The following is a 12,294-nucleotide window of genomic DNA, read 5'->3' as shown; positions in this document are numbered from 1 at the left end:
ACGCTTTTCCACAGGATAAAATCCCCATGCTTCTCTCGAAACTACCCGCCCTTTCTCTCGGTCTAGCCCTCGCGACAATTCCGGTGAGCGCCTCGGCCAGTACCTTTAGTAATCTCTTCGCCTTCGGGGACAGTTTGACCGATAGCGGTAACGTGGCCATCGCCACCTACCCGAACTATCAACCCGTTCCCTTCGGTGGTTTGATGCCTTCCCTAGCGTACCAAAGCGGTCGCTTGACCAATGGGCCGACCTGGGTGGAAACCTTGGCAGCCCGTCTGGGGGTTAGCGCATCTCCGTACCTAGAGGGAGGGACGAATTTCGCATTCGGGGGCGCAAGAACTGGGCCTCTGGGAACCACCCCGCCGACTCCGCCCAGCTTACTAAACCAATTTGCCCTATTTCAAACGAGTACGGGGGAATCGCCCCATCGAGCGCCCTGTACATGGTTTGGGGGGGGAGTAATAACGCTCGCGATGCGGCCGGACAGAAACTCGCAGGGGATAGTGCCGGGGCGAGCGCAACCTTGACGGGGGCAGTTGGCGATCTTATTACGATTATCGGGGGACTGAAAAGTGCGGGGGCTGTTCATATCCTGGTTCCCAATCTGCCAGATTTAGGGCTGTCACCAGAGGCGACGCGGGGGGTGTCGGGTAGGGTTGATTCATTTAAATTAAGTACAGCTAATTTTGAGTCAATAAATTTGACTGAAGATTCTCAAGTTTATCTTTTTCTAATCAAAATAGTTAGTCACAATAACTAATCTTTAATCCTCTGCCAAATTTATTATGAATAAATTGATAAAGCTTGTTCCCAAGCCACTAAAAGCCTATCTCTCTTCAAATTTTCTGAGAGTACATCCTGTTAATTTAGCTAATTTTTCTGCTTCTTACGTCGATAAAACTATCAGTTTTTCCCAACGTTCAGCTAACCACCTCTGTCCCTCTGTGATTGAGAGAAAACCCAAACCTCTGAAAAGATTCAATCCTATGGTTGTGAGAATTGACCAATTGCTGGCCGCTTGAAAATCACTAATTTCGCTTTTATCTTCCTCAAAAATTACATCTTTTACCCAATGTAACTGATTTTCTATTTTCCAGTGTCCTCGAATAATTTTAGCAAATACTTCGGCGGATTCGGTTAGGCTACTGATATAGTAAGCTGTTTCTTCATAGGTTTTATCCCCGCGACTACCCCTTCTTTCTACTTTAATAACTCTTCGCAGATTTTCAAACCCTTTTCTTTCATTTTTCCTCACTTTAAAAACTTCTATTTTTCTTGATATTTTTCGTCCATGACTATTATCTTGTTCAAGAAAAAAACTTTCTGGCTTTGAGGAATTACTCAGGTCTTGTATTCGCTGATAAAGATTTTTCTGATTTCCTTTAACGGTGATAACATAGTCATTTTTAGTCTTGGCTATTAAGCTGATTGTTTTCTTCTGACAGTGTAAAGCATCCCCAGTAAAAACTTTATTTTGGAGAGAGCAATCCTCAATTATAGCTTGCCCTTCGTCGATTTCAGACCCTTTTTTGTTTTCGATTCTTTTTAAGTGTAATACCAAGCCACTTTCTTGACTAAACAATGAGATAAACATGATAAAATTTTGTTGTTCATTGTTAGGATTCTTTAGGGTGTTTTTGAGACTTTTTCCATCTATGCCTAGCCAATTTATATCATCTCTTTGTCCATATTCTTGTAATGCCCATTCATTAAACATTTTTAACAAACTCTGCCAGTCAACTCCCATCATTACCCTTCTAATTGTTGAATAGGATGGGACTCTTTCTGGAATTATGTTAAATTCTTTACTCAGCCTGTGCCGATTATTTTTAGCAAACTCTCCTAGTTCTCTATAACCTGAGTATCCTAGCATTGTTCCTAGTATTATTACTACTAATACTATCCATAAAGGGTGTCTTTTTCCTTTATCTTTCCGAAAGTCCTTGACTTGTTTTAGTTTTTCTATTAAGCTCAACATATATTTAAAAAGTTGGCGGTCACTTCTCATTTTACCTGATAGTGATCGCTTTTACTTTTGATATTCTGATGGGAGAATGAAACAGCCCTAGGGTGTCGGGGGCGAGCGCAGCGGCCACGGCGGTTAGCGTGGAGTTTAATGCCCTTTTACGGAATTCATTGACAACTTTTCGCAATGATCCGACGATCAATCTGATCGAGATCGATACCTTTAGTTATTTTGCCTCGATCACCAATTCGCCTGGTAGTTTCAGTTTAACAAACACCACCGATCCCTGTGTGGATCTGACGACGGTTTGCACGAATCCGGATGAATATTTGTTCTATGATGGACTTCACCCCACCGCCGCAGTTCACCAGCAGTTCGGCGCGTTCGTAGGCACTCAGGTGGTGGTGGTTCCCGAACCAGGCGGGATTACCGGGATCTTGCTCGTTACGGGGATCGGTGCTTTGGTGACAAAACGAAAAGGAACGGGTTCGACTCGCTCGACCGTCGCTCGACTTCCCTGAATTGTTCCTCCTAATGGGACTTAGACAAAAAACAAATCGATAAAAGCCTCAACTCCAATCCCCGCTTGGGATTTACTTCGAGAAGCCCAAAATCGCTGAAACCCAGATAGATCAAGGAAAATCATAAATCGAGGTTAACCCTTTGTCCCGTAATGGTTTGAGCCTTTTTTGCTGACCGAAAACGCCTAAGTCCCACTAATAAGCTAAAACGCACTTAAACCACCTAAAATAGAAATAGTAACTTGAGAAAAATTCTACTTATGCCAGCTAAAGATTTCCTAGATGTAGAAGAAAAGAAAAACTTACAAAAAGCTCTTAAAGAAGAAGAAAGAGCAGAAGTTAGGGAAAGAATTTTAATGTTTCTCTTGCTGAACGACGGAAAAACTCAACGAGAAATAGCTGAGTTTATTGGCTGTTCACTCAAAACAGTCGCTCCTTGGTGTGTTCATGGCTATCCTAACAATCTAGAAAGTCTAGAAGATGGGAGAAAAAATGGAAATCATAAAAAAGCCCCAGAGGAATATATTAATTTACTGTTGAAAACAGTTGATGAAGACCCGAAGGAATTTGGATAGGAATTCGGGAGATGGACAGCGGCAAGATTAGCAGAGCATCTAGAAAAGGAAACAGAAATTAAACTGAGTGGCTCGCAAGTGAGAAGAATATTGAGAAGAAAAAAGTATGTGTATATCTGGGCGAAATCTAGTCTAGAAGATAAGCAAGACAAGAAATTAAGAAAAGCATTTAAAGAAAAATTAGATGAATATTTAAGGTTGGCTAAAGAAAAGCCAGAGTCAATCCAGGTATGGTTTTGGGACGGGGCTTTCAAGGTGGCGACGCAGGTTCGCCACACAGTTCCCCTCATGAGTGTGGATTTAGTTTGAGAGTAATAAGAAGGAGAGCTTGGACAAAAAAGGAAAGCGAAAAAAAGTGAATGGACAAAGAAAAAGAGGAAGGGTGAATGTGATGGGAGCCTTAAGATATAATGACAAAAAACGAGTCTGTTTTATGAGCAAAAAAGGAAATTCAGAAACTTTCCATGAACAATTAAAAAAACTTCATGAAGAGATTCGTCAAGAATGGATAAACTTGGGAAATCTGCCCGAAGATTTTCGAGAAAAGTGACCGAAGATTATCATTATATTAGACAATGCTAGTTATCACAAAAAGAAAGATGTTATTGAGCAGGTGGAAAAAGAGTTGCCCAATATTAGGCTAGAGTTTTTACCAGCTTATAGTCCAGATTACCACCTAATAGAATTATTGTGGCATTCCGCTAAAGAATACATATAGTCATTTCAATTAAGATTGAGAATATCAATGCCAGAGTTCATAAGGGTTTAACTGGTCTAGAGTGTATCAGACTTATCTGAAATGACTATAGCTAATCGAGAATTTGAAAATAAAGAAGAACTGGAAAAAGTAGTCAATCAGCTTTTAAATGAAGGGGGATTGATTATTAAATGGAGTAGAAAACTTAAAAATAAGGGTAATGCTGTCAATGTAACTTAAATGCGTAAAAGCTTACCCTTGACTGTGGAAAGTATCAAGAATACCTACGCGGCCAGACGAGGAAAAAGAAAGAGTCGATACGGAGCAAAAAGTAAGCGTGGAGGGATTCCGGGGCGTGTGGATATTCTCCTCTCCCATCTCCCCCGCAACGCGCAGGAAGTGGTCTCCCCACACCCTTCTCCCTTCTCCCCCAATACTATCGGGACGGGGAAGAATTGATCGGGGGTAAAGAAGGAGAAATTTCGCTACCTCGATCGAATATTTCCAGATTCCATTGACCGAAACGATTACTTTCAAAAGCAATAAAACGACCGTTACCACTAATCGTCGGACGACGCACTTCTCCTAAAATATTTTCGGTGATATTTTTTGCTTGCAGAGTTTGTCGATCATAAATATATATATCGGGTTTACCGGACTGTTCCGACACATAAACAATATAGCGACCATCGGCACTAATATCCGGTTGATCTTGATAGGTTTTTGCTTGATTTAACCCCGGTAGGGGAACTAAACGATTAGCCACTCGATCGAATAAATAAACCGTTCGTTGTCCCATGCGATCGGAGGCAAAGACCAGATAACGACCATCGTAGTTAAAACGGGGATTATCTTCAGAGGAAGGGGTATTTAAAGTATTTCCTAAAAGCTGTTGGGGAGGGGTGACAAAACCCGCATCACTACATCCCCCCAGACTGATGATATTAACCGCAAGCAAAAGTCCCAGAAGTTTAGGAAACCTGATCATCGGTCGGCACCGGGGAAGGAAGGATACAACAATTAATATCATCAAGACAAACTTTACCCCAATGCAATGCCCAACGCACCAATTCCACCCGATTATCGGTTTTTGTTTTTGTCAAGATATTACTAATATGATTATCAACGGTACGCTTACTAATCTCCAGCTTTTCCGAGATTTCTTGATTGGTTAAACCATTAGCCACTAAATCGAGTATTTCTAGCTCTCGATCGGATAATGAAGCGGCTGTTTGAAACTTCCCAGCAGACATGAGTATAATTCCTCTCGTATATGTACTTATCATTCTAGAAGAATTTTTTCCCCAGGAATCGATAATCAGTGATCAGTGTTGCCAAAGGCACGGCGTAGCCGTCCAGTAAACAGTAATCAGTGAAAAGACGGCACTGTTACTGCCATTTGATGATGCACACTTAATACAGATGGTTTGCGGCAAAAAGCTTTTCCTAGGGGCAGGGTGTGGGATGTGGGGTGTGGGGTGTGGGGTTTTATCGATTTTCAGGTGGTCAACTACCTAATTTTCAGGGAAAAAGTCCCGGAATTTTCCCCCCGATCCCCGCAATGGCTGACACTTTAAAACCTTTGTGGACAATGCGTTGAGAGGGATTGTTCCCCTCTCAGACTCAAAACTGATAACTGATAACTGATAACTGATAACTGATAACTGATAACTGATAACTGACAAGGCTGGTACTATATAATGAAAAACGCTCCTTAGTTAGATATTGAGAAAAACATGGAAGTTATCCCCGCTATTGATATTCTCGATGGCAAATGTGTGCGACTTTATCAGGGAGATTACCAACAATCGCAGGTTTTTAACGATAATCCCGCAATAGTGGCGCGAGAATGGGTCAATCAGGGGGCAACCAGATTACATTTAGTTGATTTGGATGGAGCCAAAGAGGGTAAATCGGTTAATTTGTCAACTATTGAAACAATTCTTAATGATATTGCCATTCCCGTACAGGTGGGGGGTGGACTGCGGGATGTAGAAACGGTGAGTAATCTCCTAAAAATCGGGGTAGAAAAGGCGATTGTCGGGACAGTAGCCGTAGAAAAGCCCGAATTAGTCAGCGAACTTTGTCAAAGCTTTCCGGGGCAAATAATTGTCGGTATTGATGCTCGCGATGGCAAAGTAGCCACCAGGGGTTGGTTAGAAACCTCCGAGGTAGATGCGATCGCTCTTGGGCAAGATATGGCAAAAAGAGGAGCCAGCACGATTATCTACACTGATATTCATCGAGATGGCACGCTTTCTGGCCCGAATCTCGCCGCTTTGCGAGAATTAGCCGAATCTGTCGAAATTCCCGTAATCGCCTCTGGGGGCATTAGTTCCCTGACGGACCTACTGAGTTTATTGTCTTTGGAACCTTTGGGAGTAACGGGAGTAATCGTGGGCCGCGCCCTTTATACCGGTGCAGTTAACCTCTCGGAAGCGATTAGCGCGATCGGATCGGGCCGTTGGCAGGATCTACCCCCGAATTTTTTCGTTTAACGGACTTGTTTGAGAGTATCCACCTGTTTATTGAACATATCGGTAAATAGTCCCAAAACAGTGCGATTTTCATTGACTTTGATGTTAACGCTCACGGACATCCCCGATTGCAGCGGTAGAGTGGATTGATTTTTCAAAACTAACTCTTGACTGTTCAAGCGTACCCGGACGGGGAACCGATAAAAACGGTGATTTTCGTCGGGAGGTAAAGCATCGGAACCGATCGAGATTACTTCTCCCTTAATATCACCGTATTCACTGTAGGAAAAGGAATCAATGCGAATATCGGCCTTTTGTCCCACGCGCACAAAACCGATGTCTTGGTTAGTCACGTCCACCTCTGCCACTAAACAACCTTTAGCGGCATCTTTGACCTCAGTCGGACAGCCATCGGGAACAATTTTTAATAATGCTTCCGCTTGACTCGGTTGGGGAACAAACCCGGGCCGCGCCTTGAGATCGAAGACCACACCACCGATGGGGCAGTAATTTTTTGATATTTAATCGTCTGTTGTGCTTGACTAATTTGACTGTCTAGTTCGGCAATGCGCTTGTTGTTATCAATAATAATGCGACTGATCTGACTATCGATTTCAGCGATCCGTTTTTGATTGTCCGCCATTTTATCGCGCACATCTTTTTCCGTGATTACCGTGGTGTTAATCAGCTTTTCTTGTGCTTGGGAAATCAACAGGGAATAACGCTTTTCCTCCTGTTCCAAACGGGAAATTTCGGCGATGCGGGTTTGTACTTCTTTCTCTTGTTTTTCTCGATCGATTTTGCCGTTAGCCTCTTGCTGCTGTAATTCATTCTGGCGATCAGTTACAGATTGTTTTTGTTTATTAATCTGATAACGGGCGATCGCTCCTTCATCCCCCAAGGGTTCAATATCCTTAAGAATATTACGCTCGATATCCAAGCTTTCTTGGCCCTGTTTCATCGAATTGGTATTACGAGTCTTAATTTCTTCTAAGACTAAACGATCTTTGATTAATTGCGAGCGGGCATCGGCCAACTGTACCCTGGTTTGGGCTAATTGTTTTTCTAATTGTTCCATTTCCAATCTAGCGGCCGCTTGTCGAGAATTGGCCTCCCGTCGGGCAGCCTCTAAACGGGCTAATTGATCTCCTTCTAAAGCAGAGCTAGAGGCACCTTCATTGACCTGTGCTTGATAAAGTTGATTTTCTGCCACCAAAGCAGCACGATTACGGGCTAAATCGGCGATTTCACTCGGTAACTTTAATTGAGTGATCGAACTTTCCACTTGTGCCGGTGTCAGATCCTGCGCCATTAAGAGACGATAGAATTGATTTTCCTTCTCAGCAGTGGTGCGAATTTTTTTCAAAGATTCTAACTGCACTTGCGAGGCACTGGAATCCATTAAAACCAGTACATCACCTTTGTTAACTCGATCGCCGTCTTTAACTTTCACGAACTGTACTACCCCATTCACCGGTGCTTGTACTTCTTGCACTTTCCCCTGGGGTTTAAGTTGTCCTTGGGCGCCCACCACCTGCTCGATTTTGGCGAGCGCTGACCAAATTAAAGCGGCAGTGGTGACACTCATTAATGTCCAGATAATCGTCCGCGACCAAATGGGTGATTGTTTCAGGATCACCGATTGTTCCGGTGGGCTAAAAGTGGGTAAAGAAGGGCTAATACTTTTATTTTTCGTGGTAGTGGCCACGTTTTTACCCGCTTGGGTCAGTTCATCGCTTTTACCGTTGCCATTGCCATTGCCGTTGCCGTTGTGGCCGTTGTTAGAATTACCGTTCATGAAGATTCTCCTATATTTAGGGTTTGCTGAAAAAGTTTTTCGTGGGTGTAGGGTGTGGGGTGTGGGGTGTGGGGTGTGGGGAGAATAAATAAAACTAATCTTCTGACTCCTGACTCCTGATTACTGACTCCTGACTCCTGACTCCTGACTCCTGATAACTGATAACTGATAACTGATAACTGATAACTGATAACTGATAACTGATAACTGATAACTGACGACCGACTGACTAGATTTGCGAATCCTGTTGTTTATAGAGAGTATAGTAAAGGCCTTTTTTGGCCATTAATTCCTCGTGGGTGCCTTCCTCCGCTACTGTCCCTTTATCCATCATGACAATAATATCGGCGGATTTGATCGAAGCTAAACGATGGGTAATAAAGAAGACCGTATGATCCTTGAAAGCTTCTTTGAGATTGAGGCACACTTGCCGTTCGGTGTTATAGTCGAGGGCGCTGGTGGCCTCATCAAGAATGAGAATTTGCGGTCTTTGCAGGACGGAACGAGCGATCGCAACCCGTTGTCGTTGTCCCCCCGATAGGGATGCCCCCCGTTCACCGACGCGGGTATTATAGCCATTGGGTAGGGTCATAATAAATTCGTGGGCTGCAGCTGCTCTCGCTGCCGAGACAATTTCCTCCACAGTCGCATCGGGGTTAGTCAGGGCGATATTTTCCTGTACCGTACCGTCAAATAATAGGGTTTCTTGGGGAACCATGCCGATTTGACGACGCAGGGAATAGAGTTCCACTTTGTTGATATCATAGCCATCGATGAGAATCCGTCCCGATTCTGGTTCATAGAGACGGGCTAATAGTTTAGTGATGGTACTTTTCCCGGCGCCACTTTCTCCCACCAAAGCGACAAAAGTACCGGCGGGGAATTCTAAGTTGACGTTGTATAGTTGCAGGGCGCCGTGGGGATTGAAGCGGAAAGCGAGGTTTTCGTAGGTGACAGTGCCTTTAATTAAGGGCATGGGGATGTTTTGGCGATCAAGTTCCGCTTCTTGGGGAGTATCGACGATATCGGCCAATCTTTCTAGGGATAAGCCAGTTTCTTGGAAGTTTTGCCAGAGTTGGGTCAAACGCAGAATCGGCGAGGTAACGTAGGAAGAGATAATCCGGAAGGCAATTAATTGACCAAGAGTGAGTTGTCCGTCTAAAACTAAGGCTGCTCCCACCCACAGCACTAATAAACCCGATAATTGGTTAAAGAAGTGACTAAAGGAACCGGCCAAAGTTGAGGTCATGACCGTTTGAAAACCTTCGGCCACATAGCGCGCATAACGTTCTTGCCACTGCCAACGGGAACGCAATTCGATATTCTGTGCTTTTACTGTTTGGATTCCCGTCATCACCTCCACTAGATAGGATTGGGTTTCGGCGTTTCGTTCCGCTTTTGCTCGCAGTTGTCGCCGCACGATTGGTGCGAAAATAGCTGTGGAGAGAACTAAAATCGGCACGACTCCCAGGGCCCAAACGGTTAGAATCGGACTATAGATCAACATAACCACGATGTAGATAACCGAGAAAATGGCATCTAACACCACCGTTAGGGCTGTACCTGTTAAAAATTGCCGAATATTCTCTAATTCGTTGATTCTTGTCGAAATTTCCCCCACAGGCCGCCGTTCAAAGTATTTCAGGGGTAAGCGCAGCAGGTGATCGATAATTTCTGAACCGAGGGTCATGTCGATGCGGTTAGTGGTATCGACAAAAAGAGATGTTCTCAAAAAGGTTAAAATCCCCTCAAAAACGGCAATTACTAAGAGGAAAACCCCGAGGGTGTTCAGAGTTTCCGGGCTATTCTGCACGATCACTTTATCGATGATCACCTGAATCATCAAGGGATTGGCCAGGGCAAATAACTGCACGAAGAAAGAAGCGATAAAAACTTCTATTAAGACTCGTTTATGTTTCTTGACAGAAGGCCAAAACCATGATAAGCCAAAACGCTGTTGCTGGGTGTGTTTGGTGGGTTTGAGCAGAATTACTTCCCCTTTTTCGTCCCAAGATTCCAGAAATTCGCTGGTTTTGCGTTTAATTATCCCCCGTTCGGGAACGGCGATCGTGGTTTCCCGTTGATTGATTTCGTAGAGGATAACGATGCTGTCTTGCCAGCGAATTAGGGCAGGAGGGTTGATATTGGGCAAGGAAGAAGCATTTAGGGGTACTAATTGGCTATGGAGTCCCACTACCTCGGCCACAGCCCCACACAGGGGCAGGGAAAGGCTGCCAGTTCTTTGCAGTTGATCCCCTAGAATGCGTTGGATCACGTCCTTGCGAAAGGGGATATTAAAATATTTGCAGAGCATCTGAAAACAGGCACTCACCGCCTCTAGTTCCGTTTTTCCCCTGAAAAAAGGATATGACTTGCGGTTTTTCTGGACAGTTTTTTCAAGGTCGATATCGCTGGTGATGTCGCTGATTCTTCCTTGGGGGATATCTAATACCTGGGTGGGTTTATTTCCCTTAATGACTTGGGTTTCCCAGATATCATCCGTTTCTGTTTCCGCAGCCGCTTCGGTTGCAACTGTCAAGAATTCGTCTAACTGGTCGGAGGAAAGACCTAATAAGCGCGTGCTAGTCGGATTATTCTGGGTGATAACTGTGCCGGTAGGATAATTATCAGTATTTTCGCTGACTAACCAGAGATAATCATCGTTAATCTGGTCGTAGGACACACAAGCTTTGTTTAAAAGAGCCTGAGCAATTTCTTTCAGGTCCCCCCCACCCCAGGCCTGTTGATTAAGATAGGAGCCTAGGAGAGCATAAACTTCAGCGATCGAGGTTTCTTTAAAGAAATGTTCCTTAAATTCGGGGTAATTATTGATTAAAGACCAAAAATCCTCTTGTTTTAAGGTTAAACAGATAGTGACTTCCGAAGAAGCGATCACCGTTTCACAGGGGCTACCGCGCAGGAGACTGATCCACCCGAATAAATCCCCCGGCTGCAATTTAGCCAAAGTAACCGGCAACGGATTGTCAACCCTAGCATCGTAACCCAAAAGTCTGGCCTCTCCCTCGTAGAGAAGGACGAGGTGGGAGGGTAAGCGGTCGCACTTGAGGATCGCATTGCCCATCTCATAGCGAAAGGGTTGTAATTTCTGGCCCAGAGAACGTCTAACCTCGACGGGCAGGCGATCAAAGGGCTGTACGGTCTCCAGAAAGGCGGTAAAATCTAAAGTGGTATAACTCATTGGCTAGGCGAAAATTGACTAAGTTGGCAAATAATTAAGCGAAAAGACTAGGTTTACCCAGTGTTGCAAGGAAATGCTATATAATCGATCCCTGCTCGCTATTGACTGGGTTTGATTCGGAGATAAATTTCACTGTTTGCATTTGAGCCGTTAACCATTGTTGGAATAAATCATTGCGTAAGCGTTGACGGGTGGGAGGATCCAGTTCACAGGATAAATATTTTTCCAGTCGGACAATCACGACCCATTCTCCCACTTGCGTCGGTGGCCACAGTTGCCCCGGTTTACAGACTTTGAGAATTTGCCCAATCTGGGGATGGGGAGTGCTCAGTTCCACAGGTCCGATTAGTCCTCCGGTTTCCGCTTCTGCTCCCTGGGAGTATTTTTTAGCTAGTTCAGCGAAGGTATTTTCTCGATCCTGTATCCGGAAAAATAGTTCCTGGGCAATGCCGATATTTTTTGTCCGAATCAGGGAATAAACCACCTTATCCAATTGATTTTTGACTTGCAAGAAGTAGGATTCTACTTTGTTATCCCAAGTCTCCTGTTTAAATTTTTCCAATTTAATGTCCCGCAGAATTAGATATTCTAGTTGTTCGGAATCCATCCCGTTTTGTCGTAACCAAGATTTCATTTGTTCATCGTTGGCAATTTGATTATTTTGATAGAAACGGGAATAGGCGGCGTTTCTTTCTTCGGGATTGCAGGTGATATTGGCGATCGCTTGCTCGATAATTACTTCCCGGATTAACTGGGGTAACATACCATATTTTGCCAAAAGAGGCAATACCTCTGACTCGCTAATTTTTTGGTCGCCGATTTCAATAATTGAACTCATAATAAATACATTTTCCTCACAGAAATGTTTAAAACTATCAACTCTAGGAGCTTCTAAATTTTATTGAGGTGATTATACGCCAAAACAGCAATTTTAAGGTATCCCTCCCTATTCTAATTTGAGTTTTCCCCTTTGAAAGCCGAAAATTACAGAAATTAAACAAACAAGTCGGTCATCTTGGCGGGTGTGGGGTGTGGGGTGTGGGAAGTGGGGTGTGGGGTGT

The 12,294-nt window shown here is 44.0% G+C and carries 9 protein-coding genes and 3 pseudogenes; 5 read left to right on the top strand and 7 right to left on the bottom strand.

Annotated features, from left to right (window positions below; genetic code table 11):
* Nucleotides 1–26: 26 nt before the first annotated feature.
* A complete protein-coding gene (locus VL20_RS26370) occupies nucleotides 27–527 on the top strand; it encodes an SGNH/GDSL hydrolase family protein (protein ID WP_052278307.1) in 501 nt (166 codons plus the stop codon).
* 359 nt (nucleotides 528–886) lie between these two features.
* Here VL20_RS26370 and VL20_RS26360 read toward each other — a convergent pair whose 3' ends face one another.
* Nucleotides 887–1,978 (bottom strand): ISAs1 family transposase, encoded by a 1,092-nt coding sequence (locus tag VL20_RS26360; protein WP_128575398.1) that lies wholly within the window; start codon nucleotides 1,976–1,978, stop codon nucleotides 887–889.
* 158 nt (nucleotides 1,979–2,136) lie between these two features.
* Here VL20_RS26360 and VL20_RS26355 point away from each other — a divergent pair, with 158 nt between their 5' ends.
* The 3 genes and pseudogenes from VL20_RS26355 to VL20_RS33990 all read left to right on the top strand — a co-directional run.
* Nucleotides 2,137–2,487, top strand: a complete 351-nt coding sequence (locus VL20_RS26355) for an SGNH/GDSL hydrolase family protein (protein ID WP_128575341.1) — start codon at nucleotides 2,137–2,139, stop codon at nucleotides 2,485–2,487.
* Between the two features lie 260 nt (nucleotides 2,488–2,747).
* A pseudogene (locus tag VL20_RS30790) lies at nucleotides 2,748–3,999 on the top strand (IS630 family transposase).
* Nucleotides 4,000–4,022: 23 nt separating this feature from the next.
* A pseudogene (locus tag VL20_RS33990) lies at nucleotides 4,023–4,125 on the top strand (IS30 family transposase); the annotation flags it as partial.
* Between the two features lie 70 nt (nucleotides 4,126–4,195).
* Here the strand turns inward: VL20_RS33990 and VL20_RS26340 are convergent.
* The 3 genes from VL20_RS26340 to VL20_RS31425 all read right to left on the bottom strand — a co-directional run bounded on the left by VL20_RS26340 (nucleotide 4,196) and on the right by VL20_RS31425 (nucleotide 5,444).
* Entirely contained in the window at nucleotides 4,196–4,747 is a 552-nt protein-coding gene (locus VL20_RS26340) for a TolB family protein (protein WP_052278304.1), read from the bottom strand.
* The gene (locus VL20_RS26335; RefSeq protein ID WP_002754772.1) at nucleotides 4,731–5,012 is read right to left on the bottom strand and encodes a photosynthetic electron transport-dependent transcriptional regulator PedR; all 282 of its coding nucleotides are present in this window, start codon (nucleotides 5,010–5,012) and stop codon (nucleotides 4,731–4,733) included. The genes VL20_RS26340 and VL20_RS26335 overlap by 17 nt, the downstream gene beginning before the upstream one ends.
* A gap of 261 nt (nucleotides 5,013–5,273) precedes the next feature.
* Nucleotides 5,274–5,444, bottom strand: coding sequence for a hypothetical protein (locus tag VL20_RS31425; protein WP_158499396.1), 171 nt, complete (start codon nucleotides 5,442–5,444; stop codon nucleotides 5,274–5,276).
* Between the two features lie 51 nt (nucleotides 5,445–5,495).
* Between VL20_RS31425 and hisA the strand changes: the two genes are divergently transcribed.
* Nucleotides 5,496–6,257 (top strand): 1-(5-phosphoribosyl)-5-[(5-phosphoribosylamino)methylideneamino]imidazole-4-carboxamide isomerase, encoded by a 762-nt coding sequence (gene hisA / locus VL20_RS26330; RefSeq protein WP_052278303.1) that lies wholly within the window; start codon nucleotides 5,496–5,498, stop codon nucleotides 6,255–6,257.
* Here the strand turns inward: hisA and VL20_RS26325 are convergent.
* The 3 genes and pseudogenes from VL20_RS26325 to VL20_RS26315 all read right to left on the bottom strand — a co-directional run bounded on the left by VL20_RS26325 (nucleotide 6,254) and on the right by VL20_RS26315 (nucleotide 12,071).
* Nucleotides 6,254–8,034: pseudogene (locus VL20_RS26325) on the bottom strand (HlyD family efflux transporter periplasmic adaptor subunit). The gene hisA and the pseudogene VL20_RS26325 sit on opposite strands and share 4 nt — an antisense overlap.
* A 229-nt stretch (nucleotides 8,035–8,263) precedes the next feature.
* The gene (locus tag VL20_RS26320; protein WP_052278302.1) at nucleotides 8,264–11,233 is read right to left on the bottom strand and encodes a peptidase domain-containing ABC transporter; all 2,970 of its coding nucleotides are present in this window, start codon (nucleotides 11,231–11,233) and stop codon (nucleotides 8,264–8,266) included.
* Nucleotides 11,234–11,309: 76 nt separating this feature from the next.
* Nucleotides 11,310–12,071: a peptidylprolyl isomerase gene (locus VL20_RS26315; protein ID WP_052278301.1), complete on the bottom strand. Its 762-nt coding sequence runs from the start codon at nucleotides 12,069–12,071 to the stop codon at nucleotides 11,310–11,312.
* Nucleotides 12,072–12,294 lie beyond the last annotated feature (223 nt).

The sequence above is a fragment of the Microcystis panniformis FACHB-1757 genome, assembly GCF_001264245.1.
Lineage (GTDB): Bacteria > Cyanobacteriota > Cyanobacteriia > Cyanobacteriales > Microcystaceae > Microcystis > Microcystis panniformis.
This window is presented reverse-complemented; position numbering and strand designations above follow the sequence as displayed.

Coding starts and splice junctions, on each gene's coding strand:
- VL20_RS26320 (WP_052278302.1), bottom strand. CDS start 11,233: ATGAGTTATACCACTTTAGATTTTACCGCCTTTCTGGAGACCGTACAG.
- VL20_RS26340 (WP_052278304.1), bottom strand. CDS start 4,747: ATGATCAGGTTTCCTAAACTTCTGGGACTTTTGCTTGCGGTTAATATC.
- VL20_RS26360 (WP_128575398.1), bottom strand. CDS start 1,978: ATGTTGAGCTTAATAGAAAAACTAAAACAAGTCAAGGACTTTCGGAAA.
- hisA (WP_052278303.1), top strand. CDS start 5,496: ATGGAAGTTATCCCCGCTATTGATATTCTCGATGGCAAATGTGTGCGA.
- VL20_RS26370 (WP_052278307.1), top strand. CDS start 27: ATGCTTCTCTCGAAACTACCCGCCCTTTCTCTCGGTCTAGCCCTCGCG.
- VL20_RS26315 (WP_052278301.1), bottom strand. CDS start 12,071: ATGAGTTCAATTATTGAAATCGGCGACCAAAAAATTAGCGAGTCAGAG.
- VL20_RS26335 (WP_002754772.1), bottom strand. CDS start 5,012: ATGTCTGCTGGGAAGTTTCAAACAGCCGCTTCATTATCCGATCGAGAG.